25 protein-coding genes are annotated in these 24,015 nt (G+C 66.9%); 13 read left to right on the forward strand and 12 right to left on the reverse strand.

Translation table 11 applies throughout. The annotated features are described in order from the left end of the window. Positions 1–8 precede the first annotated feature (8 nt). Positions 9–1,481, forward strand: coding sequence for a sensor histidine kinase (locus M1247_RS21425; RefSeq protein WP_317158397.1), 1,473 nt, complete (start codon positions 9–11; stop codon positions 1,479–1,481). A 15-nt stretch (positions 1,482–1,496) separates the two neighbouring features. Here the strand turns inward: M1247_RS21425 and M1247_RS21430 are convergent, their stop codons facing one another. Continuing rightward, on the reverse strand, positions 1,497–2,411 hold the full coding sequence (locus M1247_RS21430) for an AEC family transporter (protein ID WP_317158398.1): 915 nt from the start codon (positions 2,409–2,411) through the stop codon (positions 1,497–1,499). Between the two features lie 143 nt (positions 2,412–2,554). Here M1247_RS21430 and M1247_RS21435 point away from each other — a divergent pair, with 143 nt between their 5' ends. Genes M1247_RS21435 through M1247_RS21450 form a run of 4 tightly spaced genes read left to right on the forward strand, consistent with a single transcriptional unit; the run spans position 2,555 to position 5,921 of the window. Beyond that, a complete protein-coding gene (locus M1247_RS21435) occupies positions 2,555–3,409 on the forward strand; it encodes an LLM class F420-dependent oxidoreductase (RefSeq protein ID WP_317158399.1) in 855 nt (284 codons plus the stop codon). Positions 3,410–3,424: 15 nt separating this feature from the next. Beyond that, a complete protein-coding gene (locus tag M1247_RS21440; RefSeq protein ID WP_317158400.1) occupies positions 3,425–4,276 on the forward strand; it encodes an LLM class F420-dependent oxidoreductase in 852 nt (283 codons plus the stop codon). A gap of 50 nt (positions 4,277–4,326) precedes the next feature. After that, on the forward strand, positions 4,327–5,322 hold the full coding sequence (gene rfbB / locus M1247_RS21445; RefSeq protein ID WP_317158401.1) for a dTDP-glucose 4,6-dehydratase: 996 nt from the start codon (positions 4,327–4,329) through the stop codon (positions 5,320–5,322). Next, complete coding sequence (locus M1247_RS21450) at positions 5,319–5,921, forward strand: dTDP-4-dehydrorhamnose 3,5-epimerase family protein (RefSeq protein WP_317158402.1); 603 nt, start codon at positions 5,319–5,321, stop codon at positions 5,919–5,921. The genes rfbB and M1247_RS21450 overlap by 4 nt, the downstream gene beginning before the upstream one ends. 24 nt (positions 5,922–5,945) lie before the next feature. On the opposite strand, the gene M1247_RS21455 is transcribed toward M1247_RS21450, so the two are convergent. After that, a complete protein-coding gene (locus M1247_RS21455; RefSeq protein WP_317158403.1) occupies positions 5,946–7,355 on the reverse strand; it encodes an APC family permease in 1,410 nt (469 codons plus the stop codon). Continuing rightward, positions 7,355–8,452, reverse strand: coding sequence for a DmpA family aminopeptidase (locus M1247_RS21460; protein ID WP_317158592.1), 1,098 nt, complete (start codon positions 8,450–8,452; stop codon positions 7,355–7,357). The genes M1247_RS21455 and M1247_RS21460 overlap by 1 nt, the downstream gene beginning before the upstream one ends. A gap of 99 nt (positions 8,453–8,551) precedes the next feature. On the opposite strand from M1247_RS21460, the gene M1247_RS21465 reads away from it, so the two are divergent. The 5 genes from M1247_RS21465 to mmsB all read left to right on the forward strand — a co-directional run bounded on the left by M1247_RS21465 (position 8,552) and on the right by mmsB (position 13,816). Beyond that, complete coding sequence (locus tag M1247_RS21465) at positions 8,552–9,163, forward strand: TetR/AcrR family transcriptional regulator (protein ID WP_317158404.1); 612 nt, start codon at positions 8,552–8,554, stop codon at positions 9,161–9,163. Beyond that, entirely contained in the window at positions 9,160–10,038 is an 879-nt protein-coding gene (locus M1247_RS21470) for an EamA family transporter (RefSeq protein ID WP_317158405.1), read from the forward strand. Before M1247_RS21465 ends, M1247_RS21470 begins: the two co-directional genes overlap by 4 nt. Before the next feature lie 208 nt (positions 10,039–10,246). Then, positions 10,247–11,767 (forward strand): CoA-acylating methylmalonate-semialdehyde dehydrogenase, encoded by a 1,521-nt coding sequence (locus M1247_RS21475; protein WP_317158406.1) that lies wholly within the window; start codon positions 10,247–10,249, stop codon positions 11,765–11,767. A gap of 8 nt (positions 11,768–11,775) precedes the next feature. Continuing rightward, complete coding sequence (locus M1247_RS21480; protein ID WP_410506913.1) at positions 11,776–12,933, forward strand: acyl-CoA dehydrogenase family protein; 1,158 nt, start codon at positions 11,776–11,778, stop codon at positions 12,931–12,933. 10 nt (positions 12,934–12,943) lie between these two features. Further along, positions 12,944–13,816 (forward strand): 3-hydroxyisobutyrate dehydrogenase, encoded by an 873-nt coding sequence (mmsB, locus tag M1247_RS21485; RefSeq protein WP_317158407.1) that lies wholly within the window; start codon positions 12,944–12,946, stop codon positions 13,814–13,816. Here mmsB and M1247_RS21490 read toward each other — a convergent pair. Further along, positions 13,805–14,608, reverse strand: a complete 804-nt coding sequence (locus M1247_RS21490) for an HAD family hydrolase (RefSeq protein ID WP_317158408.1) — start codon at positions 14,606–14,608, stop codon at positions 13,805–13,807. The two genes, mmsB and M1247_RS21490, sit on opposite strands and share 12 nt — an antisense overlap. A 104-nt stretch (positions 14,609–14,712) precedes the next feature. Here M1247_RS21490 and M1247_RS21495 point away from each other — a divergent pair, with 104 nt between their 5' ends. The 3 genes from M1247_RS21495 (at position 14,713) to M1247_RS21505 (ending at position 17,092) form a co-directional block, all read left to right on the forward strand. Beyond that, positions 14,713–15,375, forward strand: a complete 663-nt coding sequence (locus M1247_RS21495; RefSeq protein ID WP_317158409.1) for a response regulator — start codon at positions 14,713–14,715, stop codon at positions 15,373–15,375. Positions 15,376–15,401: 26 nt separating this feature from the next. Next, entirely contained in the window at positions 15,402–16,583 is a 1,182-nt protein-coding gene (locus tag M1247_RS21500; RefSeq protein ID WP_317158594.1) for a GAF domain-containing sensor histidine kinase, read from the forward strand. A gap of 107 nt (positions 16,584–16,690) precedes the next feature. Further along, positions 16,691–17,092 (forward strand): nitroreductase family deazaflavin-dependent oxidoreductase, encoded by a 402-nt coding sequence (locus M1247_RS21505; RefSeq protein ID WP_317158410.1) that lies wholly within the window; start codon positions 16,691–16,693, stop codon positions 17,090–17,092. Here the strand turns inward: M1247_RS21505 and M1247_RS21510 are convergent. The 8 genes from M1247_RS21510 to M1247_RS21545 all read right to left on the reverse strand — a co-directional run bounded on the left by M1247_RS21510 (position 17,089) and on the right by M1247_RS21545 (position 23,949). Next, positions 17,089–17,487, reverse strand: a complete 399-nt coding sequence (locus tag M1247_RS21510; RefSeq protein ID WP_317158411.1) for a hypothetical protein — start codon at positions 17,485–17,487, stop codon at positions 17,089–17,091. The two genes, M1247_RS21505 and M1247_RS21510, sit on opposite strands and share 4 nt — an antisense overlap. Before the next feature lie 41 nt (positions 17,488–17,528). Continuing rightward, complete coding sequence (locus M1247_RS21515) at positions 17,529–18,029, reverse strand: MarR family winged helix-turn-helix transcriptional regulator (protein WP_317158412.1); 501 nt, start codon at positions 18,027–18,029, stop codon at positions 17,529–17,531. 54 nt (positions 18,030–18,083) lie between these two features. Continuing rightward, complete coding sequence (locus M1247_RS21520; protein WP_317158413.1) at positions 18,084–19,118, reverse strand: pyridoxal phosphate-dependent aminotransferase; 1,035 nt, start codon at positions 19,116–19,118, stop codon at positions 18,084–18,086. Next, positions 19,118–20,137: a 3-oxoacyl-ACP synthase III family protein gene (locus tag M1247_RS21525; protein ID WP_317158414.1), complete on the reverse strand. Its 1,020-nt coding sequence runs from the start codon at positions 20,135–20,137 to the stop codon at positions 19,118–19,120. The genes M1247_RS21520 and M1247_RS21525 overlap by 1 nt, the downstream gene beginning before the upstream one ends. 8 nt (positions 20,138–20,145) lie before the next feature. Then, a complete protein-coding gene (locus tag M1247_RS21530) occupies positions 20,146–20,826 on the reverse strand; it encodes an SRPBCC family protein (RefSeq protein WP_317158415.1) in 681 nt (226 codons plus the stop codon). Next, positions 20,807–22,531 carry a thiamine pyrophosphate-binding protein gene (locus M1247_RS21535; RefSeq protein WP_317158416.1) on the reverse strand — a complete coding sequence of 575 codons (1,725 nt, stop codon included), beginning with the start codon at positions 22,529–22,531 and terminating at the stop codon, positions 20,807–20,809. Before M1247_RS21535 ends, M1247_RS21530 begins: the two co-directional genes overlap by 20 nt. Before the next feature lie 159 nt (positions 22,532–22,690). Then, entirely contained in the window at positions 22,691–23,425 is a 735-nt protein-coding gene (locus M1247_RS21540) for an anti-sigma factor family protein (RefSeq protein WP_317158417.1), read from the reverse strand. Beyond that, on the reverse strand, positions 23,422–23,949 hold the full coding sequence (locus M1247_RS21545) for a sigma-70 family RNA polymerase sigma factor (RefSeq protein ID WP_317158418.1): 528 nt from the start codon (positions 23,947–23,949) through the stop codon (positions 23,422–23,424). The genes M1247_RS21540 and M1247_RS21545 overlap by 4 nt, the downstream gene beginning before the upstream one ends. Positions 23,950–24,015 lie beyond the last annotated feature (66 nt).

Raw genomic sequence — 24,015 nt, forward strand, 5'->3', positions numbered from 1 at the left:
TGAGCAAAATGGGCGAGATCTGTGTGCGCGACGAACTACGGACACTGTTCCTGTTCGAGTCGCTGTCCGACGAGCAGCTCGACAGGTTGTGTGCCAACGGGCACATAGCGACCTTCGAACCCGGGCCGGTGTGCCTCGAGGGTGAACCCGCGACGTGCTTCTACGTGATGATCGACGGCGAACTCGTGATGAGCATGAAGTCCGGCGGCATCGACATCGAGACCAACCGCACCTCGATGCGCGGGGTGTATTGCGGTGCGTGGTCGGCTTACATCCCCGGTGAGCAGCCCGTGTACGAGGCCTCGGTGCGGGTGACCCGCCCATCCCGGTTCTTCGTGCTCGACGCCGACGCGTACGCGGACTTCATGCGCTCGGAGTTCCCGATGGCGGTGCACCTGCTGGAAGGTCACAAGGTCGGCGGGTTGCGCAGTCGCCAGATCATCGGCCAACGGGAGAAACTGCTCGCGCTCGGCCAGCTGTCGGCGGGCCTGACCCATCAGCTCAACAATCCGGCGGCGGCCACCGCGCGTGCGGTCGGCGATCTGCGCGACCGGGTCGGCAAGATGCGGCACAAACTGGCCATGCTCGCCGACGGGAAGTTCACCCCCGAGGCGCTGCGCGTCCTGACCAGGATCCAGGACGAGGTCGCAGAACAGGTCGCCAAGTCCAAGGTGCAGAATCTGACGGCGCTCGAGACCTCCGATCGTGAGGACCAGATCGGCGACTGGCTCGATGATCGCGACATCGTCAACGGCTGGGATTACGCGCCCACTTTCGTCGAGGCCGGACTGGACACCGATTGGCTGGAGCGGGTCTCGGCGTCGATCGATGACGTCGACGCCACCGCGTCGCTGCAGGGTGCGCTCGGCTGGCTGAAGTACACGATCGACACCGAACTTCTGATGAATCAGATCGCCGAGGCGAGCAAGCGGATCTCAGCGCTGCTGGCCGGCGCCAAGCAGTACTCACAGATGGACCGGGCGCCGTATCAGAGCGCCGATGTGCACGAACTGCTGCACAGCACCCTGATGATGTTCGGCGACCGGATCGGCAAGGAGGGCAAGGGAATCCGGCTGGTCAAGGACTGCGACAAGTCCCTGCCCGAACTGCAGTGCTACCCGGGTGATCTCAACCAGGTGTGGACCAACCTCATCGAGAACGCGATCCAGGCGATGGACGGCAAGGGCACGCTGACGGTGCGCACCTTCCGCGAGGGGGATCTGGTGCGCGTGGAGATCTGCGACGACGGGCCGGGCATTTCCGAGGACATCATCGAGCGCATCTTCACCCCGTTCTTCACCACCAAGGCATTCGGTGAGGGCACCGGGCTCGGCCTTGACCTGGCGTGGCGCATCGTGGTGGAGAAACATCGCGGCGATCTGCGGGTGCAATCGGTGCCGGGCGACACCCGATTCATCGTGCTGCTGCCGGTGCAGGCGCCTGCGCCCGACATCCTGCCGATACCCGAACCCGGCAGCTGAGTTTCTGCGCCGCCGTCACCCCGTGAGCGCGACCACCGCCACGATGACGGGTATCGACGCGATCGTGCTGATCAGTGTCGCGTCCCTGGCCAACGTTTCACCCCGCCGGTACAGCGCCGCGTAGGTGTTGATGTTCTGCGCCGAGGGCAACGCCGCGAGCACGGTGATGATCATGAGCTGGTGGTGGTCCACCCCCAGGCACCGTGCCAGCGCATAAGCGACGGCGGGCATCAGCAGGGTCTTGAACAGGATTGCCAGCATGAGCTCGCCGCGATGGATATGGCCGTCGCCGCGTGAACGCGCGCTCAGGGAGATGCCGAAGGCCAGCAACACCGTCGGCACCGCGAGCGCGGCAAGCAACTCCAGCGGATCGCGGAGGGCCTGCGGAATAGGCACATCGGCCACCGCCAGGATCAGCCCGACCGCACTCGCCGCGATGATCGGGTTGGTGAACAGGCTCAGCAGGCGACGGCCGGTCGAGGTGTCCCGGGAATCCTCGGAGTCCAGGATGCCCAGGCTGATCGGCACCAGCACCAGCGTCTGGAACAGGATGATCGCTGACACCTCGGTGGTGCTGCCCAGCACATAGGCGCTCACCGGGATGCCGAGGTTGCCCGCGTTGACCTGGGACGCCAGCATCGAACCGATGACGGTATCGCCGCGCGGACGTCGCATCACCTTGGCGATCGCGAAGAACAGTGCATAGACCACAAGCGCGGCGATCGCCGATACCAGGAGCATGAGCGAAAACACATGGCCGGGTTCGGAATCGGCGAGACTGAGCAGCAGCAATGCGGGAACACCGATGTGAAAGGCCGCGCGGTTGAGCACCATTCCCGCGTTCTCGCCGAGCACATCGCGGCGCCCCACGACGATGCCCACCACGATGACGATCCCGATGACAGCGAAGGCCTGCAATACCGCCAGCAACTACCAGCCCCCCAGCCTGATGAGTTGTCTCCTCCACGATCGGTTCCGATGAGCGCGAGAATTATCGCGCACCGCCACGTGTAACCCAGAATCGCGGTGATTCATTCGGAATAGCCGCGACCCGCCGCAGGGTTGACCGGACCATGACGCAGACCACAACTTCTCAAGACACCAAACCCGATCTCGGCCGGTTCGGCTCATTCGGTCGCGGGGTCACGCCCGCACAGGCCAGGGAAATCGAGGCGCTGGGCTACGGCGCCGTCTGGGTCGGCGGATCACCACCGGCCGAGCTGGAGTGGGTGGAGCCGATCCTGGAAGCCACCACGACGTTGCAGGTGGCCACCGGCATCGTCAACACCTGGACGGCCGCACCCGGACCGGTCGCCGAATCTTTCCACCGGATCGAGAATGCGTATCCGGGCCGTTTTCTGCTCGGCATCGGCGTCGGTCACCGCGAGGCGCACACCGAGTATCGCAAGCCGCTCGATGCGCTCACCGACTACCTGGACAAGCTCGACGAGTACGGGGTGCCAAAGCACCGCAGGGTCGTCGCGGCGTTGGGACCGAAGGTCCTGCAACTGTCGGCGGACCGGGCGGCCGGTGCGCATCCCTACCTGACCACCCCCGAGCACACCGCGCAGGCTCGCGAACTGATCGGGCCGGAGGCGTTCCTCGCACCCGAGCACAAGGCCGTGCTCACCACCGACGCGGACCAGGCGCGGGCGGTGGGTCGCAAGGCACTCGACATCTACCTCGGGCTGACCAATTACCGCAACAACTTCACGCGCCTCGGCTTCACCGATGAGGATCTCACCAAGCCCGGCAGCGACCGGTTCATCGACGCCGTGGTGGCGTATGGCACCGTTGACGCGGTCGCGGCGCGCCTCAAGCAGCATCTGGATGCGGGTGCCGACCACGTACCCGTGCAGGTGCTGACCTCATCGGACAAACTGGTTCCTGCGCTGGCCGAACTCGCCGGGCCACTCGGCCTGGCCTGAGAAGAAGGACTTCGGATGACCGAAACGCTCTCGCTCAAACCTCAGCTCGGCACTTACGGAGTGTGGACCTTCGGGCCGGTGACCCCCGAACAGGCCGCCGAGATCGAGGCGCTGGGCTACGGCGCAGTGTGGGCCGGCGGATCCCCGGCGGGCGACCTGTCGTTCGTCGAACCGATCCTGGAGCGCACCGAAACGCTGCAGGTGGCCACCGGCATCGTCAACATCTGGACGGCCGAGGCCAAGCAGGTCGCCGAGTCCTATCACCGCATCGAGGCGGCGTACCCGGGCCGGTTCGTGCTCGGCGTGGGCGTCGGCCATCCGGAACACACCGACGACTACCGCAAGCCCTACGACGCGCTGGTCGAGTACCTCGACGTGCTCGATGCCGCCAAGGTGCCCACCAGCCGTCGGGTGCTCGCCGCGCTCGGCGACAAGGTGCTCAAACTGTCCGCGCAGCGCAGTGCGGGCGCGCATCCGTATCTGACCACTCCCGAACACACCGAGCATGCCCGTGGCGTGCTGGGCGAAGCGGTCTTCCTGGCGCCCGAGCACAAGGTGGTGCTGACCGGCGACGCGGCGGCAGCCCGCGCGGTGGGCCGCGAGACGGTCGACTTCTACCTCAACCTGAGCAACTACCTCAACAGCTGGCGTCGGCTCGGGTTCACCGAACAGGACATCGCCAAGCCGGGTAGCGACAAGTTGATCGATGCGGTGGTCGCACACGGCACCGCGGGCGATATCGCTGCGCGCCTGCGTCAACACGTCGCGGCCGGCGCCGACCACGTGGCGATCCAGGTGCTCGGCGATGGTGACACGTTGATCCCGACGCTGACCGAGCTCGCGGGACCGCTGGAGCTGCGCGACTGACCGCGCGAGCGCGCCGAACGTACCCAACGACGGACCGTTAGGGTTGACCCATGCGATTGCTGGTCACCGGCGGCGCCGGCTTCATCGGCGCGAACTTCGTCCATCTGGCCCTACGCGAGGCGCTCACCACGTCGGTGACGGTGCTCGACGCCCTCACCTACGCGGGCTCGCGTGAATCCCTGAGCCCGGTCGCGGACCGGATCCGGCTGGTCGAGGGCGACATCACCGACGCCGGGCTCGTCGACAAGCTGGTCGCCGAGTGCGACGCGGTGGTGCACTTCGCCGCCGAAACCCATGTGGACAACGCACTTGCCGACCCGGCGCCGTTCGTGCAGGCAAATGTGATGGGCACCTTCACCGTGTTGGAGGCGGTGCGCGCACACGGGGTGCGGTTGCACCACGTGTCGACCGACGAGGTGTACGGCGATCTGGACCTCGACGATCCGGCGCGCTTCACCGAGTCCACGCCGTACAACCCGTCCAGCCCGTACTCGTCGACCAAGGCCGCCGCCGACCTGCTGGTACGGGCGTGGGTGCGGTCCTATGGCGTGCGCGCCACGATCTCCAACTGCTCCAACAACTACGGCCCGTACCAGCATGTGGAGAAGTTCATCCCGCGCCAGATCACCAACCTGCTGACCGGTCGGCGGCCCAAGCTCTACGGCGCAGGCGCCAACGTGCGTGACTGGATCCACGTCGACGATCACAACAGCGCGGTGTGGCGCATCCTGGCCGATGGCACCGTCGGCCGCACCTACCTGATCGGCGCGGAATGCGAGCGCGACAACCTGACCGTCATGCGCGCACTGTTGCGCTTGATGGACCGTGACCCTGACGACTTCGACCACGTGCCCGACCGCGCCGGACACGACCTGCGCTACGCCATCGACCCCACGGTGCTGCAGGACGAATTGGGTTGGGGCCCCAAGCACACCGACTTCGACGAAGGGTTGCGCGCCACCATCGACTGGTATCGCGCGAATGAATCATGGTGGGCGCCGTTGAAGGATGCCGTCGAGAACAACTACCGGGAGCGAGGCCAGTGACCTCACGCGAACTCAAAATTCCAGGAGCCTGGGAGATCACGCCGAAGTTGCACGGTGATGCGCGCGGACTGTTCTTCGAGTGGTTCACCGACACTGCGTTCACCGGATTCGCCGGCCACCGCTTCGACATGCGTCAGGCCAACTGCTCGGTGTCGGCCGCCGGGGTGCTGCGCGGGGTGCACTTCTCGGAGCTACCACCCAGCCAGGCCAAGTACGTGACGTGCGTGCGGGGCGCGGTGTTCGACGTGGTGGTCGACATCCGGGTCGGCTCCCCAACCTTCGGCCAATGGGACTCGGTGCTGCTCGACGATCGCGACCGCCGGTCGATCTACCTGTCCGAAGGGCTCGGGCACGCTTTCCTTGCGCTGGAAGATGATTCGACGGTGATGTACATGTGCTCGACGGGCTATGACCCTGACCGCGAGCACACCGTCAGGGCCACCGACCTCGGGATCGAGTGGCCGGACGCCCACGAGCTGATCGTGTCCGATCGCGATGCGGCCGCGCCGACACTCAAAGAGGTGCAGGCGGCGGGCCTGCTGCCGACGTGGGAGGACACCCACGCTTTCGTCGAGGAACTTCGCGCCGGAGTGCACTGAACCCGGCGATCGGGATGTCCCCGCCTACTGCGTCGGTAACCGGCCGAAAACTGCGCCCAGGACCAGCCCGGCGAACGGCACCGCAGCAAGGATTGCACTCACCGTCGCGCTGCCGCCGGTGACCAGGGTGAAGTTTGTGAGCACCAGCAGCAAGCTGCCCAGCAGACCCAGGCAGGCCAACCCCGGCGCGATGCGCGTCTGCCAGAGTCGCCCGCCCGCGTGCTCACGGTGCCGCACGAAATAGGCGAGCACCGCCACCGAGGTGGTGAGCATCAGCACCACCATGCCGACGGTCGCCACCCCCGCCATGGACCCGAACACGCCCACCAACGGATCCACGCCGAGCACCGCCAGGATGCCCACGATCACTGCGGCAGTGACGGTTTGGACGACTGACGAGAAGGCCGGTGAGCCGTGGACCGGATGCACGACGGCCAGGCGACCGGGCAACAGTCCTTTTCGGGCAAGCGCGAACTGGTAACGCGCGATCACGTTGTGGAAGGACAGCACGCAGGCGAACAGGCTGGTCAGCAGCAACACGTTGACGATGTCACGCCCGATTCGGCCCAAATTGTCGTTCGTGGTGTCCAGCAGCATGTTCGCGTCGCCGTCGAGGGTGCGCTGCGCGACCTCGGTCACCTGGTCGGGCCCGATGGCCACAACGAAGGCCCAGCAGGTCAGCGCATAGAAGCCGCCGATGATCAGCACCGCGGCGTACGTCGCGCGCGGGATCGTCCGCTCCGGGTTGCGGGCTTCGTCGCGGAACACCGCCGTTGCTTCGAACCCGATGAACCCGGTGAGCGCGAACAGGACTGCGATGCCGAGCGCACCCTGGGTGAAGACGCCGGGGGTGAACGACGTCAGGGTCAGACCGGCCGGACCCGGATCGGCGACGATCACAAGGTCGAGCAGGATGACAATGCTGATCTCCAGCACGAGCGCGACGCCGAGCACCTTGGCGCTCAGGTCGATGTGCCGGTAGCCGAGCAGCGCGACGATCGCCAGTATCGCCAATGAATAGAGCGGCCAAGGGATTTGCGGGCCGCCGTAGAACCGCACCGTATCGCCGATCGCCCATCCGATGTAGCCGTAGATGCCCACCTGAATGGCGGTGTAGGCGATGAGCGCGACGGCGGCGATCCCGTTGCCCATCCGCTGGCCGAGCCCCAGCGTCACGTAGGAGAAGAAGGCGCCCGCCTCGGGCACGTACGGCGTCATCGCCACGAACCCGATGCTGAAGACGAGCAGAACCAGTGCGGCGATGAGGAATCCGACCGGCGCTCCGGCACCGTTGCCCAGGCCCATGGCCAGTGGCATGTTGCCGCCGATCACGGTCAGGGGCGCGGCGGCGGCAACCACCATGAATACGACACCGACGGCGCCGAGCTTTCCCTGCAGGCGCTGCCCGTCGGCAGTCGAGGTGCTTGTGCTCATCAGTGGCCCTCCATCAACAGCGCGGTGCGGAGCAAGGTGTGGTCGAGGGCGTGGGCGGTGCGGCCGTCACGTCCGGTCAGAGTTCGCGCACCGACGAGTGCGTTGACGATGGCTTCCTCGGTGGCCTCGATCGCCAGGTCGAACAGTCGCGTCATCAACTGCGGGGCGACCATCCGCAGCGGGACCTCGGGGCGTTCGGTGTCGACGTCCTCGTCCCACGCGTACGGCGGAATGCCGCGGTTCCCGGTGGCGAAGGCCAGCATCAGGTCCCCGCTGTACTGCTCGCCGGTGCCGCCGAGCCTGCCGATTGCCAGCGTCGCCCGTTGCGCCAGCCGCGCGCACTGGTGCGGTAGCAGCGGCGCATCGGTGGCGAGGATGACGATGATCGAACCCGATCCCGGCTCGTAACTCCGTGGCAGGTCGGGCGTGGGCACCTGATCCGGCCCGATCATCTCCCCCACGTGCACGCCGTTGATCCGGAGCCGTTCGCGTCGTCCGTGATTTGCCTGTACCAACGCACCGACGGTGTACCGGCCCGTGGCGGTGTCGGTGATCCTCGAGGCGGTACCGATGCCGCCCTTGAAGCCGTGGCAGATCATGCCGGTTCCGCCGCCGACGTTGCCCTCGGCGACCGGGCCGTCGGCTGCTTCCGCCAAGGCGGCGTGCACGTGTTCGGCGCGCACATGGTGGCCGTTGATGTCGTTGAGCAGTCCGTCATAGGTCTCCCCGACGACCGGCAGGGACCAGTACAGCCCCTCGCCGCGGGCCTGCACCTGCGCGTCGACGAGTGCGTCGCGGACCGTCCCGACGCTGTGGGTGTTGGTGATTCCGATGGCCGTGGTGAGCTCGCCGGATTCCCTGATCCACTCCAGTCCGGTCAGTTCTCCGCTGCCGTTGAGCCGGTGCGCGCCTGCGAAGACCGGTTCGGTCCAGATGTCGGAATGCGGGACGACGACGGTGACCCCGGTGTTGACGGCCGGCGGGCCGGCCTGTTGAAGCGTGGTGTGGCCGACGCGGACGCCCGCCACGTCGGTGATGGCGTTGTGGCTGCCGGTCGGGTGCTCCCCGACGAGGATGCCGAGGTCTCGGGCCCGCACGGGGGTTTCGGTTTGCAGAGTTTTTTTCACGATTGGAAAATAATGGACGTGACGGGCGCCACGCGCAAGAGGAACGGGGAAATCAGTAAGGATGGGGTGGTGGCACGACCCAACCGGCAGGCGCAACGGCGCGAGGAGATCCTCGACGCGGCGATCGCACTGATCGAGCGGCATGACCTCGCCACGCTGCGCATCGCCGACGTCGCGGCCGAGCTGGGCCTCACCGCCAACGCCGTCCGCTACTACTTCAAGGAGATGGACCAGCTGCTGTCCGAGCTCGCGCAGCGTTCGGACACCCGCTTCTACGACGACCGCCTCGCGGTGGTGGAGCGCACCGACGATGTGTGCGAGCAGTTGGCGCTGACCATCGCCGCCGGCCTGCCCACCGGTCCGGAGGATGCGGAATGGCGGGCGATCTGGCGGGCGGTGCTGGCTGCGGGCTTCGAACTCGACCAACGCCGCGACGTGCAGCACATCTATCACCGTCAGGTCGGCCTCTACGCGGGCATCTTCGATGCCGGTGCGGCCTGCGGCGTGTTCACCCTGGACTCCCCCGCCCGCGACATCGCCATGACACTCATGGCGATGGAGGACTATCTCGGGTACCGCATCGTGGCTCGCGATCCTCAGATGAGTCGGGACACCGCGCTGCGGCTCATGCGCCGGTACGCCGAGCTGGCCACCGGAGCCCGGCTTCCGGTGACGGTTTGACCCTCGGTTCGCGCGCACCGGCCGCGGCAGCCCTGCTGGTGGTGGCGGCCACCGTCAGCCAGGAGGTGGGCGCGGCGTTCGCAGTCGGCCTGTTCGCCACCCTGGGTACCGCGGGTGCGGTGTTCGTGCGCTTCGCGATTGCCGGGGTGATTCTGTGCGCAGCGGTGCGACCCGCGGTGCGGGGCTTGACGCGGCGGGCGTGGGGTTCGGCGGGCGCCCTGGCCGCGGCGCTGGCCGTGATGAACTTCAGCTTCTACTGCGCCATCTCGCGGATCCCGCTCGGTGTTGCGGTGACGGTTGAAGTCCTTGGCCCGCTGATCCTTTCGGTGGTCACGAGCAGACGACGGGCAGCGTGGCTCTGGGCCGTGCTCGCCTTCGCCGGCGTCGCCCTGCTCGGCCTGACCCGGCACAGCGACGGGCGTCTGGACCCACTCGGGTTCGCCTTCGCGGCGGCAGCGGCGGTGAGCTGGGCGGGCTATATCCTGGCCTCGGCACGCACCGCCGCAGAGTTTCGCCGCGTCGACGGCCTCGCGCTGGCGACCGTGATGGGCGCGCTCGTGATCGCGCCGTTCGCCCTGCTGACCGTCGACCTGGCCGGCGTCTGGCGCGGGGACATCGCCGTCCTGGCCGTGACCGTCGCGGTGATGTCCTCGGTCATCCCGTATTCACTGGAACTGCTTTCCCTGCGTCGGCTGACACCGGCCGCGTTCGCCGTGCTGACCAGCCTGTCACCGGTCGCCGCGGCGGTGGCAGGGCTCGTGATCCTCGGTCAGCAGATCGGCGTGCCCGGCTACCTCGGTGTCGCCCTGGTGACGGTCGCGAGCATCGGCGCGGTGCGCTCGGCGCCGACGGGCTCCGCGGAACCGCTCGGCTGAGACCACCTGCCCCAGTTTTCCCGGCGAGCAGACGCGTATGTACCCCTGCGGAGCACTTTTCGGGTACCGGCGCGTCTGCTCGCCGGAGAACTGGGGCAGAAAGACAATTCCACCTCTTGCCAAGGCGGTTGACCAATTACTAGGATATGCAAGTATCTCGGGTATTCGCCGAGTCTCATCACTGCGTAAAACCTCTTGGACGGACGCCATGACGAAACAGATCCAGCACTTCATCAACGGCCAGCGCACCAATGCCGGGTCCACCCGCACCGCCGACGTGCTGAACCCCAGCACCGGCGAAGTCCAGGCCCAGGTGCTACTGGCCTCGGCCGCCGATGTCGACGCCGCGGTGACCGGGGCCGCCGAAGCCCAGAAAGAATGGGCCGCGTTCAACCCCCAGCGCCGCGCCCGGGTCCTCATGCGATTCATCGACCTGGTCAACCAGAACGCTGACGAACTCGCCGAACTCCTGTCCCTGGAACACGGCAAGACGCTCGGCGACTCGATGGGTGACATCCAGCGCGGCCTGGAGGTCATCGAGTTCGCCGTCGGCATCCCGCACCTGCTCAAGGGCGACCACACCGAGGGCGCTGGCACCGGCATCGATGTGTACTCGCTGCGTCAACCCCTCGGCGTGGTCGCGGGCATCACCCCGTTCAACTTCCCGGCGATGATTCCGCTGTGGAAGGCCGGTCCTGCCCTCGCGTGCGGAAACGCCTTCATTCTCAAGCCTTCTGAGCGGGATCCCTCGGTGCCGCTGCGCCTGGCCGAGCTGTTCATCGAGGCCGGCCTGCCGCCTGGGGTGTTCCAGGTCGTCCAGGGCGACAAAGAGGCGGTCGACGCCATCCTCGAGCACCCTGCCGTCCAAGCCGTCGGGTTCGTCGGCAGCTCCGACATCGCCCACTACATCTACTCCGGCGCGGCAGCTCACGGTAAGCGCGCGCAGTGCTTCGGCGGTGCGAAGAACCACATGATCATCATGCCCGACGCCGACCTCGACCAGGCCGTGGATGCGCTGATCGGTGCCGGCTACGGCAGTGCAGGCGAACGGTGCATGGCGATCAGCGTGGCGGTACCGGTCGGCGAGGAAACTGCAAACCGACTGCGCGCCAGGCTTGTTGAACGCGTCAACCAACTGCGCGTCGGACACAGCCTCGACCCAAAGGCCGACTACGGCCCCCTGGTCACCGGCGCCGCACTCGAACGCGTCAAGGACTACATCGGCCAGGGCGTGGAAGCGGGTGCCGAGCTCGTGGTCGACGGCCGTGAACGCGCCAGCAGCGAACTGACTTTCGGTGATGCCAACCTGGAAGGTGGCTACTTCATCGGCCCCACCCTGTTCGACAACGTCACCAATGACATGTCGATCTACACCGACGAGATCTTCGGCCCGGTGCTGTGCATCGTGCGGGCCCACGACTATGAAGAAGCACTCGCGTTGCCGTCTCAGCACGAATACGGCAACGGTGTCGCCATTTTCACCCGCGATGGCGACGCCGCCCGCGACTTCGTCTCGCGGGTCCAGGTCGGCATGGTCGGCGTGAATGTGCCGATCCCGGTTCCGGTGGCCTACCACACCTTCGGCGGCTGGAAGCGGTCCGGTTTCGGCGACCTCAACCAGCACGGGCCCCACTCGATCCTGTTCTACACCAAGACCAAGACCGTGACCCAGCGCTGGCCCTCCGGCATCAAGGATGGCGCCGAGTTCGTCATCCCGACCATGAAGTAGCGTCGGCGGTGGACCTGCACGACCTGGATGACGACGAACGCGTGATCGCCGAAACAGCGGCCGCGTTCGCCGAAAAACGCATCGCGCCATACGCATTGGAGTGGGACGAGACCCATCACTTCCCCACCGATGTGTTGCGCGAATCGGCCGAGCTCGGCATGGCCGCGATCTACTGCGGTGAGGACACCGGCGGCAGCGGACTGCGCCGGCTCGACGCGGTACGCATCTTCGAGGCTCTCGCCGGTGCCGACCCCACCATCGCGGCGTTCCTGTCCATCCACAACATGTGCGCGTGGATGGTGGACACGTTCGGCACCGAGGAGCAGCGCAAGACCTGGGTGCCGAAGCTGGCGTCGATGGAAGCCATCGCCAGCTACTGCCTCACCGAGCCCGGCGCCGGTTCGGATGCCGCGGCATTGCGTACCAAGGCGGTCCGTGACGGCGACGAGTACGTGCTCGACGGCGTCAAGCAGTTCATCTCCGGCGCCGGTAGCTCCGATCTGTATGTGGTGATGGCGAGAACCGGGGGCGAGGGTCCACGGGGAATCTCGGCCTTCGTGGTCGAGAAAGGCACGCCGGGGCTCAGTTTCGGTGCCGATGAACAGAAGATGGGCTGGAACGCGCAGCCCACCGCACAGGTGATCTTCGAGAACGTGCGGGTGCCGGCCGATGCGCTGCTGGGCGGTACCGAGGGCACCGGCTTCGGGATCGCGATGAACGGTCTCAACGGCGGCCGCATCAACATCGCGGCGTGTTCACTCGGTGGTGCGCAGTCCGCCTACGACAAGACCGTGGCGTATCTGGCCGACCGGCAGGCGTTCGGCGGTGCGCTACTCGACGAGCCGACCATCCGGTTCGCCATCGCCGATATGGCCACGGGCCTGGAAACCTCACGGAACATGTTGTGGCGGGCGGCCGTTGCGCTTGACAGTGATCACCCCGACAAGGTGACGCTGTGCGCGATGGCCAAGCGCTATGTCACCGACACCTGCTTCGAGGTGGCCGATCAGGCGCTGCAGTTGCACGGCGGCTACGGCTACCTGCGCGAGTACGGTCTGGAGAAAATCGTCCGCGATCTGCGGGTGCATCGCATCCTTGAAGGCACAAACGAAATCATGCGCGTGGTGATCGGGCGCGGATCAGCCAGAGCCAGCGCCACAGCATAGGGAGACACACGTGACGACGATCGCATTCCTGGGTTTGGGCCACATGGGCGGACCGATGGCCGCCAACCTCGCCGCCGCGGGACACGCGGTGCGTGGCTTCGACCCGGTGCAGGCCCTGAAAGAGGCCGCAGAAGCCAAGGGTGTCAAGGTGTTCGACACCGGCGCCGAAGCGGCCGCCGAAGCCGAGGTGGTGATCACCTCGCTGCCCAGCGGTGCAGTGGTCCGGGCGTGTTACACCGAGGTACTGCCGGCGGCCCCGAAAGGGACGCTGTTCATCGACACCTCGACCATCTCGGTCGATGATGCCCGGGCCATGCACGCCCTGGCCGGCGAACACGGGCATGCGCACCTCGATGCGCCGGTGTCGGGCGGGGTGAAGGGGGCGACGGCGGGGACGTTGGCGTTCATGGTCGGCGGTACCGAGGACGCCGTGAAGCGCGCCCGCCCCGTGCTGGAACCCATGGCGGGCAAGATCATCCACTGCGGTGGGTCCGGCACCGGGCAGGCGGCCAAGCTCTGCAACAACATGGTGCTGGCGGTGCAACAGATCGCGGTGGGTGAGGCGTTCGTCCTGGCCGACAAGCTCGGCCTGCCCGCGCAGTCGCTGTTCGACGTGATCACCGGGGCGACCGGAAACTGCTGGGCCGTGCACACGAATTGCCCGGTGCCCGGGCCTGTTCCGACGTCACCGGCCAACAACGACTTCCAGCCCGGCTTCGCCACGGCGTTGATGAACAAGGATCTCGGCCTGGCGATGGCCGCGGTGGAATCGACCGGTTCGGCCGCACCGCTGGGCAGCCACGCCGCCGACATCTACGCCAAGTTCGCCGTCGACCACGCCGACAAGGATTTCAGCGCGGTGATCGAGACGCTACGCGGCTGAAGTGCTGTGTTGCGCCCACCACTGGGCATGCAGGCGCTGGCAGGTCGCCAGGCGCAGCGCGTCGTCGGCCCCGGCGTAATCCGCGCGGACCGCGGCGGCCGGCCGGTTACGCCCGTCGGCGGCATCCGGGTCGATGAGCACCGTGGCCAGCCCCGTCGCGTTCGCGGCGCGCAATCCGGCAGCCGAACCGGTGACGGCCAGGGCATCGTGGGCGGCCACGCCGAGCTCACCCAGAGCGTGGCGGTACAGCTCGGCATCCGGGCTCACGTCGTCGGCGGTGACGACGGTTTCGACCAGACCCTCACCGACCAGTTGACGCACCAGGGGTTCGACCCAACTGCGTCGCCCACTGGAGACCACGCTGACCGGGACGTCGGCTGCGTAGGCGTCCATCACGAGGTCCACCAGACCGGGCCTGGGCGCCAGCCCGGCGTCGAGGATCATCTCCTCGAACATCATCTCCTTGGTCATGCAGATCTCATCGGCGAGCAGCTCGGCCAGCACATCGCACTCGGTGCCGACGCAGCGCTTCCGCAGCTCGGCGGTGACCCGCTGACGCTGATCATGGAGTGTCAGTAATTGCCGGTAGCGTGCGACGCTCCACTCGATGGGCAGACCGAGTGCGGCGAACGCGGCATTGAATACGACGCGGTGTCCGTCGGTATCGACATCGGAGAGCGCATCAAGATCGAAGATCACGGCACGCAGCGGGAAGGCACGGGCGTCGCCGGGTTGGGGACAGTCCCACCAGAACCGACCGGCACGCCATGTTTTCTCCTGTGGAGTGGTCACCTGATCACAGTGGCGCACGTCACAACCCCTCCGCGTCCCCCATAGGGGGGATTGGACAGGCGAAGTTGCGCAGCGCAGCAGAACCGGCCCTCTAAGGTGATCGCATGGCGCCCACCAGCCCAGTGCGCCTTGTGCTGGTCGATGACCACGAGATGGTCATCGAGGGTCTCAAGGCCATGCTTGCCACCTTCGAAGACCGGGTTCAGGTCGTGGGGCAGGCCGTCGGCGCCGAACGGGCCCTCAGCGTGGTCGCGGACCTGGACCCCGACATCGTGCTCTGCGACGTGCGGATGCAGGGCTCGAGCGGGCTCGACCTGTGCCGGGTCCTGCGCGAACGGGATCCGGACCGCAGGGTCGTGATGCTGTCGGTCTACGACGACGAGCAGTATCTGTTCCAGGCGCTGCGGGTCGGCGCGTCCGGTTATCTCCTCAAGAGCATCAGCAGTGACGAACTGGTGCGTCAGATCGAATTCGCGCACAGCGGCAAGACCGCAATCGACCCCGGCATGGCGGCCAGGGCGGCCGATACCGCGGCCCGGTTGCAGCGCGACGAGTTCTGGCCCGGCGTCCGGCAGGGCCTCACCCAGCGCGAGAGCGAGATCCTGTCCTACGTCGTCAGCGGACTGTCCAACCGCGGTGTCGCCAACAAGCTCGTCATCGGTGAGGAAACGGTCAAGACGCACCTGCGATCCATCTACCGCAAGCTCGGGGTCAGCGACCGCGCCGGCGCCGTGGCGACCGCACTACGCGAAGGCATCTACCAGTGACCCCGGCCCGCGACCGCCCGTCCCGGGTGAACCTGACCGCCGACCGCGAGCTGGCGCTGCTGCGGGAACTCATCCGGGCCGCATCCAGCGGACCGGGGGTGGAGCCGCTGGCGGCCGCCGCGGCTCGGATGATCACCGCAGCCACCGCGACCGACGTGTGCTTCGTGCACGTGCTCGACGACTCGGACCGCTCGCTGACCCTGGCCGGGGCCACGCCGCCGTTCGACAGCGAAGTGGGCAAGATCCGGTTGCCATTGGGTCAGGGCATCTCCGGCTGGGTGGCCAGCCACCGCGAACCCGTGGTGATCAACGACCACAAGGAATCCGACCCGCGCTACATGCCGTTCGAGTCGCTGCGCGGCCGCGATTTCACCTCGATGGTGTCAGTGCCCATGGAGACGGATCCGGGTGGGCTTGTCGGGGTGCTCAACGTTCATACCGTCAACCGCCGCGAGTTCCCCACGCGTGACGTCGAGTTGCTGGTGGTGATCGGCAGGCTCATCGCCGGTGCGCTACACCAGGCGCGGCTGCACCGGCAGCTGGTGGCCCGCGAACGGGCGCATGAGAATTTCGTCGAGCAGGTGATCGAGGCGCAGGAGATCGAACGACGCCGGCTGGCGGGCGATATTCACGACGGGATCTCGCAACGGCTGGTGACGCTGTCCTACCGGCTGGATGCGGCGGCCCGCGCGGTCGACGACCCTGCGGCGGTGGCCGAGCAACTCGCGAAGGCCAGGGAGTTGGCGGATCTCACCCTGCAAGAGGCCCGCGCGGCGATCAGTGGCCTGCGCCCGCCGGTGCTCGACGACCTCGGCCTGTCCGGCGGGCTGGCGAGCCTGGCGCGCTCCATTCCCCATGTGGAGTTGGAGGTCGATCTCGCCGAGACGCGGGTGGCCGACCACATCGAACTGGCGCTGTACCGCATCGCCCAGGAGTGCCTGCAGAACGTCGTCAAGCATGCTGAAGCGACCCGTGCCCGGCTGACGTTCGCGGTCGAAGATGGCGTGGCACGGCTCGAAATCGTCGACGATGGAAGAGGTTTCGATACCTTCGAGCACCCGCTGGGCAGTGACGAGATGGGCGGCTACGGGCTGCTGTCGATGGCTGAAAGGGCCGAGATCGTCGGCGGCAGGCTCAATATCCGGTCCAGGCCGGGGGCAGGCACGGCCGTCACCGCGACCATCCCGCTGCCCGCGGTCATCGACTAGGGCCAACCGGCCGCAGCCGTAGCCCACATTAATTCCACAACCGTTGACTTCTGGATTCGTGCGGCGTTACGCTCGGTGCATTAATTCAACGACTGAGGAGTTTCGAGATGCCTGCTCCCCGTTGGGTCGCCCGCGCCAACAAAGTTGGGCTCAATCGACTCACCCGTTTCATCGCTCCGTGGGCGCCCGGATGGGCGGTCGTCATACACCGCGGCCGCAAGTCCGGGCGCACCTTCCGGACGCCGCTGTGGGCCTTCCGCCGCCCGCAGGGATACGTCATCGCACTGACCTACGGCTCGCAGGCCGACTGGGTACGCAATGTGCTCGCTGCCGGTGGCTGCGAACTCGAGAGCCGAAGGCACCGGTACCAACTGGTCTCGCCTCGGGTCTACCGCGACGAAAACGCCGGCGGCATGCCCGCATTCATCCGGTTCATGTTGCGCAGGGTCATCAAGGCGCCAGAATTCCTGAGCCTGGATGTCGCAGCCACGGCCGACGCCCGGGGCTAACCGCCGAGCTTCTCGGCGTTCTCGGGACACTCATACTTGAGCGCCACCTCCACGATCACCATGAGCACATCGGGCGGCAACGGGCTGCCCATCTGGGTCAGCACATCGACCACGTCCTGCTTCGAATGGTTGAAACTGCCGCTGGCCATGATGCAGGCCATCGCCACCTGGTCCTCGATGGCAGAGTCCGGACCCTCGACACCGGCGGCGCGAATCTCGTCGTAGGCCTCCTGCGGCATCACCGACGCGCCCGGCGCCGCAGTCGCGCTCGGGTCCGTGGTGGTGGTGAACGGGGTGACGTCCGGGGGTGCGGTGGCAACCCCTGCGGTGGTCGCGCTGCAGGCAGCCACCAGCGCCGCCGCCGACACCACCAATCCGAGAATCTTGGCGTGCATGGCGCTCCCCTCGATCGAGTTCGAGCCTAACGCCGCGCGTTTCAGAAATCCCCGGAGTGACGGCGCAATGTTTCGATGGACTGCGCCAGCGCCCGCGACTGGTCATCGGACATCCCGATGTCGGCGAACACCTGCTGATTCAAGGTGACGGTGGCGTCCTCGACGGTGGACCGCCCCAACTCGGTGAGCCGCACCAGGGTGGTGCGTCCGTCGGTGGGATGTGGGATGCGCTCCACCAGGCCGCTGGACTCGAGGCGGCGGATGGCATGCGTGACGCTGGTGACGTGCACCTGAAGCCGGTCGGAGGCCTTGGTGATGGGCAGCTCACCGGCACTGCTGAAGGCCAGCAGCCGCAGCAACTCGAAACGGGAGAAGCTCAGATCATAGGGCCGCAACGCGTTCTCCACGCGCGCCAGCAGGATCTGATGGGCCCGCATCACCGACGTCACAGCGACCATGCCGTCGGCGACGTCGCCCCATCCGGCGGCCTCCCAATTGGCGCGCGCCAACGCGATGGGATCACGCTTGTCGGAATGGGGCACCGCCTCTTCTTACCGCATGCCCGCGCGGAGACGGCAGAACCCACGACCGGAATCTCAGTCCGTTGCGGCGATCACCGCACGTAACACCGCCCTGGTGGAGGGTCGGCCTCCCACCGTGATGCGTACACCGCCATCGGCGTAGTGGCGCACCTGCAGGCCGGCACGGTCGAAGACATCGCGCCATCCCCTGGCAGCCTCGGGCAGGTAGACGAAGTTGGCATGCCCGTCGGTGCTGTAGACGCCAAGGGCCCGCAACCGCATCCGCAGGTACCTGCGTTCTGCCGCGATCACCCGGATACGTTGGCGCAATTGACTTTCCGCATCGTAGGAGGCGGCGACCGCCACCAACCCGCTCACCGGAATACCGAACGGCAGTTGCATGGCCCACAGCGTGCGGGCCAGCTCCGGCGCGCAGAAGCCATAGCCGATCCGCAGTCCGGCCAGCCCGTAGGCCTTCGAAAAGGTCCGCACCACCACGAGGTTGCCGAACCGTGCGACCAGGCCTGCGGCGTCGATGCGGTGATCGGGGCTGAGGAACTCGACGTAGGCCTCGTCGAGCACCACCACGGTGTCCGCGGGCACCCGGGCCAGGAACCGTTCCACATCGGCCGCCGGCTCGACGGTGCCCGTCGGGTTGTGCGGTCGGCACACCACCACCACCCTGGCGTCGGCGGCCGCGTCTGCCATCGCGTCCAGGTCGTGGTGACCGTGCACATCGAGCGGGACGGTCACCGGCCGTAACCGGGCCATGTGCGCAAAGATCGGATATCCGTCGAAGGTAGGTGCCGACATCACCATGGTGTCGCCGGGGCTGGTCACCGCGTGCAGCACCTGCATGATGACACCGGTCGCGCCGATCCCGATCACCACCTGATCGTCGCTCAGCCCGACGTGTGCCGCGATCAACGACCGCAGGCGTTCGGGAAGAAACTCCGGATACCGGTTGACGACATCGAACGAGGCCGCCATCGCCGAGCGCACCGCAGGCAACGGCGCAAACGGACATTCGTTGAGCGACAGAGCCAATGGGTTCACCGCTTCCGGCAGGGCACCGACAGCATCGACGAGCGCGCCGCGCGTGGCGGCCATCAGTTCCGCCCGCCCCACTGCACGGCCGCCGCACCGGCGAAGTCGCCGGCATGTGCAAATGCCGCCATCAGCACCGTGTCACCCGCTTTGAGCCGGCCCGTACTGGCCGCGCGGTCCAGGTTCACCGGGATACCCGCGGCGAACAGATTTCCGCACTCGTCAAAGGTGTCGACGTGACGTTCGGCGGGCAGTTCCAGTGCCTCACGCCAATTCCGCAGGAACACCCGGTTCGGCTGGTTGGTGACGAGCAGGTCGATATCCTTGGGCGCTATGCCGATTCGGTCGCACACCGCGTAGGACACCTCAGGAACCTGGCGGTTGCCGCGGGCCAGCACCTTGGTGATCTTGCTCTCGGTGAAACCGATGCAGCCTTCCCCCGGCCCGGCTTCCCACCATTTGCGCGGCGGATCGATCGCGATGGTCATATCCCCGGCATACTCGCCGTAGGTTCGGCATTCGACATCGAGAATCGGCGCCGTGTCGGAGAGCGTCACCAGGCCGACCGCCGCGCCGTCGCCGGGGACCGAGGACTGCGCCTTTCGCCGGATCGTCGGCTGGTCGAAGATCTGACCGGCCGCGTTCTGCGCGACCGCGATCACCGCGGACCGGCCCTCCCCCGATGCCAACAGATTCCGGGCCAGCTTGAGTCCCAGCACAAACGCCGCGCAGCCGCCGTTGTGCAGGTCGATCACCCAGTTGGGTTTCATGCCCAGCCGGTGCGCCATGCCGCCACCGCCACCGTAGAAGGGCATATCGGGCAGCTGGGTGTGCGTGATCAGAATGTCAGCGCCCGTCACCGCGTCCTGCCCGTGGCGTTCGATGAGCCCGGTCGCGGCGCGTTCGACCATGTCGATCGCCGTCTCGTCGGGTGCCACGTGGTGACGTGATCGCGGGGCCCGGAACATCAGGTTGTCCCGCAGGTCATCGGAGTCGGCGAACTGCGCGTAGTAGTCGGCGCCGACCGGATCACCGGGCAGGTAGGTCGAGACGTCGATGAGGCTGACGGTCGTGTTGTTCATGGGCGATCTCATCTCATCCAGGCCGGGCTGACCGGCAGGCCGTTGTGGTGGCGATACTCGGCGATCGCCTTGAGGTTGCGCAGCTCCAGCAGGTGTCCGGGACCGAACATGTCCCAGAAGTCGCCCACCCAGACCGGGCGGGCCGCCGGTGCGGTCTCCGGATAGGGGTTGTGGTCGTAGAACGGGTGGTGGCAGTTCGTCCACAGCACAACCGATCCGGGCTTGTCGAACACCACCTGCGCATCGACGATGCGCATCAGGTAGATCATCCACAGGTGCTTGCCCTGGTCCCATGCGCAGTGGTAGTCGACGGTCATGGCATCACGGTGGGCGACGGTGCGGGTGTAGATCTCGCTACCCGGTCCGGACGGTCCGGCACCGAGCCGGTCGTGGGCCAGCCACAGCCCGGGCTGCTCGGTGGGGGTGAAACCCCGCAGGCTGTATGTCCATTCCTCCAGGGACCGGGTGTCGGCCAGGTAGTCGAACAGCTCGTCGGGCGGACAGTCGATGTAGTCGTTGACGGTGCAGTACTCGCCGAACACCTGGTCGTGTGGATACACCGACCGCATCATCTCCATGATGATCGGCGTGGCCTGCTCCTTGGGCGAGGTCTCGATACGGATCAGCCCGTCCATGGGATCGGTGGTGCCCCGATGGGTGGTGATGTCATCAAGCGCGGGTAGCGACATGGGACCTGTTCTCCTCTGTGGTCGATGGGGCGGTCTTACTGAGAAATGCTGCGAACGGCGGGATTTCGTCGGGTGAACAGTCCACGCTGATCACCGACGGCCCGGCGGTGTCCAGGGCGAGGTCCAACGCGGCGGGCAATTGGTCGATATGGTCGACGTCGAACCCGGACAGTCCGGGGAACATCGCCGTCAACCCGGCACCCAACCGGCTCGGGCCGAACCTGTTGTAGCTGTAGCGGTCCTGGTAGAAAAGCTGCTCGCGGGTGACGCACATGGCGTGGGCGTGGTTGTCGAACAGCAGGAACGTGATCGGTAACCGGTACTGCAGTGCGGTGTGAATCTCCATGCCGTGCATGAGGAATGAGCCGTCTCCGGCGATCACGACCGTCCGCCGGGGCCGCGTACGACTCCGGTGGAAGGCCATCCCGATGCCTGCACCGAAGCTGTATCCCATGCCTCCCATACCGAGGGCGACGATGAAACGGCCGTCACGGCGGGCCGGGAGGTAGTGGATCGCCGAGGCGCCGATGTTGCCTGCGTCGACGACGATGTCGGTGCCCGCGGGCAGGGCGCCGTCCAGTACCGTCATCGCGTCCCGGTACCGGACACCGGGTCCGTCGTGCGGCGGTGGACATAATTCGTTGTGCGGCAGCAGATCCGGCACCCGGGTCGCGGTGGGCCTGCCCTGGCCGGACAGCGCCCGGTTCAGCAGTGACAGGGACCCGCGCAAATCCTCGGTGTGGATGTGGGTGCACGGTACATACGGCTCCGCCGACCCGATCGAATACGTCGGGACCGTCTTCAGCACGTCGTCGAGACCTGCGCGGGCGGTCACCGTCATGCGGGTGCCGACCAGCAGGCACAGCGCGCTCTGCGCGGCCGCTGTGGCCACCCCGGGGTGGCCCATCACACCCGAAACTCCCAGCGCCGAGGATGAGCCGAGACCGGGTGTGCCCGCGACATCCTTGGCGTCGGGCACCGTCGCGACGCGGGCCCGCAGGGTCGCACGGAGAGCCTCCAATTCGATGCGGGCATCGTCGCGGGCCACCTGCTCGCCGGCCAGGATCGTGATCGGACCGTCGGCCCGACGCAGCGCCTGCGCCAGCAGTTGTGGATCGGAAAGCTGTGTGACCGACCGGGTTCCGTTGACATGCCCGTTCGATCCGGTCACCGCGCCGAGGTCGGCCTGCTGAATGTCCTTGGGCAACAGCAGCACTGCCGGCCCACCGGTGCCGGCGGCGGCGATCGCCTCGGGCAGCGCGGTGAGGATGTCCCCAGGCGTGCACACCCGTCTGCAGTACACCGAGACCGCAGAGAACAAGGCCACGCCGTCGAGCGCACCGTTGACCCCGCTGGTGTCCTGGAAGGCGCCGCGGCCGTCCAGGGCCGTGGGCGCCTGGCCGATGAGCGCCAGCACCGGCACCCGGCTGGCCAGCGACTCACCCAGACCGGGCACGGTGTTCAGGCAACCGCCGCCCGAGGTCGCGGCCACCACTCCGAGTCCGGCACCGCTGCGGCTGTAACCGTCGGCCATAGCCGCCGCGGAGAATTCATGCTTGGCCAGCACCGCGGTGATGTCGTCGCGAAAGTACGCGGCGTCGTAGAGATCCTCGATGTTGGCGCCGTCGACGCCGAAGAAATGTCCGATACCGCTCGCCGCCAAATAGCCGACGATGTGGTCGACCACCCTGTGCCCACTGTTCATATGAAGTAACACGACCCACCGGTAGGGTCGGTTCACCGCCGGGGCGATTGGCAGGTATTCCGCAGAATCCTCGATGGACCCGCGGGCATGGCGAACCGGCTGTGGTCAGCGCCGCGTTACCGCCATTCCGTCCGTTTCAGGCGTGCGGTGACAGCTGATTCACAGTTGCTTTTCCAGCAGCACTTTCCCATCGGGGGATGAAACCAGTTGCACCGCAGCGATTTCGTCCATCGGCAACGGGGTGTTTGCACTGGGAAGCGCGGTGGCCCCGGACAGCCCGAGCCAGGTGGCGATCTCAGAGCTGCTGCCGTCGCGGCCGACCACGACCATGCCGAGGTTCTGCGGCGCAGCGCCGCGGTTGCCCCAGTCTCCGTAGGTGCACGCCATATCGATGCGGGTGCCCCAGCCGTAGCTGCTCATCGCGATGCTGGCATTGATCGGCGTCTGCGACACCTTGCTCATCTCCAGCATCTGTGCGGTCTCCTGCTGGGTTCCGCTGTGCAGACCGATGGTCTCCGGCCGGATCCCGATGACCACCGCGACGGCGAGCAGTGCGGCCGCCAACCCGACCGCGCCCGTTGTCACCCAACGGGAACGGCGTCGACGCCAGCTGACTTTGTCCAGCACCGACTGCAACACCTCGGGGCGCAACGGCGGCTCGGGTTGTTCCTCGTCGAGGGCACGCACGTCGTCGAAATCGAGCATCGCCAGCAGCGCGGGCATTCCGCTCAGTTCGGCGACCGCCGCACGGCAACGATCGCAGCCCGCCAGGTGGTTTTCGTACTCATGGCGCTCGCTGCTTTCCAACGAGCCGAGCACATACGCGGCATCCCAGGTCGCGTAGCGGTCGTCGTCCACCGGACCGACGCTATGGGGTACACCGGACTGTGTCATCGTGTCACCCCCATTTCCTGCAGATTGAGTCGTAAAGCGCGGACCGCGTAATGCAGCCGCGATTTCACCGTGCCTTCCGGGATCTGCAGGTCGTTGGCGATCTGCCCGGTGGTCCAGCCCTGGTAGTAGGCCCGGCGAACCACCGCCCGGTGTTCTTCGGAGAGTTGGCTGAGCGCGGTGCTCAGCAGTAATCGGTCCAACGCGCTGTCCACCTGGTCGGGGGCGGCTGCGACACCGTGATGGTCAGCCACCTGTTCGGGGTCCGGGACACCGGTTTCGTTGCGAAACCTCGCGCTCCGGCGTTCGTCGATGATCATGTTGCGTGCCACCGTGAACAACCAGGCTCTGGCGGAGCGATCCACGTCGGCGGTCACATCCGGATGGCGCCAAGCACGCAGCAGCGTCTCCTGCACCACGTCCTCGGCCCGGGCACGATCACCCGTGAGCCGCAGGGCGTACCGCCACAATGCGGCAGCGTGCTCGTCGTAGAGCACCCGCATCATCGCGGTCTCCGGATCTTCCATTACCAACCTCCGTCTGTGATACGACGTTGGCGGCGTTCCGGTTCATTACACCTTTGCGCGGGCGCC

The sequence above is a fragment of the Mycobacterium appelbergii genome, from assembly GCF_032883035.1.
GTDB classification, from domain to species: Bacteria; Actinomycetota; Actinomycetes; order Mycobacteriales; family Mycobacteriaceae; genus Mycobacterium; species Mycobacterium appelbergii.

What these genes read in the sequence shown, in the direction of transcription:
- M1247_RS21425 (WP_317158397.1), top strand. Translation starts at nt 9, where the DNA reads ATGGGCGAGATCTGTGTGCGCGACGAACTACGGACACTGTTCCTGTTC.
- M1247_RS21435 (WP_317158399.1), top strand. Translation starts at nt 2,555, where the DNA reads ATGACGCAGACCACAACTTCTCAAGACACCAAACCCGATCTCGGCCGG.
- M1247_RS21440 (WP_317158400.1), top strand. Translation starts at nt 3,425, where the DNA reads ATGACCGAAACGCTCTCGCTCAAACCTCAGCTCGGCACTTACGGAGTG.
- rfbB (WP_317158401.1), top strand. Translation starts at nt 4,327, where the DNA reads ATGCGATTGCTGGTCACCGGCGGCGCCGGCTTCATCGGCGCGAACTTC.
- M1247_RS21455 (WP_317158403.1), bottom strand. Translation starts at nt 7,355, where the DNA reads ATGAGCACAAGCACCTCGACTGCCGACGGGCAGCGCCTGCAGGGAAAG.
- M1247_RS21475 (WP_317158406.1), top strand. Translation starts at nt 10,247, where the DNA reads ATGACGAAACAGATCCAGCACTTCATCAACGGCCAGCGCACCAATGCC.
- M1247_RS21495 (WP_317158409.1), top strand. Translation starts at nt 14,713, where the DNA reads ATGGCGCCCACCAGCCCAGTGCGCCTTGTGCTGGTCGATGACCACGAG.
- M1247_RS21505 (WP_317158410.1), top strand. Translation starts at nt 16,691, where the DNA reads ATGCCTGCTCCCCGTTGGGTCGCCCGCGCCAACAAAGTTGGGCTCAAT.
- M1247_RS21510 (WP_317158411.1), bottom strand. Translation starts at nt 17,487, where the DNA reads ATGCACGCCAAGATTCTCGGATTGGTGGTGTCGGCGGCGGCGCTGGTG.
- M1247_RS21520 (WP_317158413.1), bottom strand. Translation starts at nt 19,118, where the DNA reads ATGGCCGCCACGCGCGGCGCGCTCGTCGATGCTGTCGGTGCCCTGCCG.
- M1247_RS21525 (WP_317158414.1), bottom strand. Translation starts at nt 20,137, where the DNA reads ATGAACAACACGACCGTCAGCCTCATCGACGTCTCGACCTACCTGCCC.
- M1247_RS21530 (WP_317158415.1), bottom strand. Translation starts at nt 20,826, where the DNA reads ATGTCGCTACCCGCGCTTGATGACATCACCACCCATCGGGGCACCACC.
- M1247_RS21535 (WP_317158416.1), bottom strand. Translation starts at nt 22,531, where the DNA reads ATGAACAGTGGGCACAGGGTGGTCGACCACATCGTCGGCTATTTGGCG.
- M1247_RS21540 (WP_317158417.1), bottom strand. Translation starts at nt 23,425, where the DNA reads ATGACACAGTCCGGTGTACCCCATAGCGTCGGTCCGGTGGACGACGAC.
- M1247_RS21545 (WP_317158418.1), bottom strand. Translation starts at nt 23,949, where the DNA reads ATGGAAGATCCGGAGACCGCGATGATGCGGGTGCTCTACGACGAGCAC.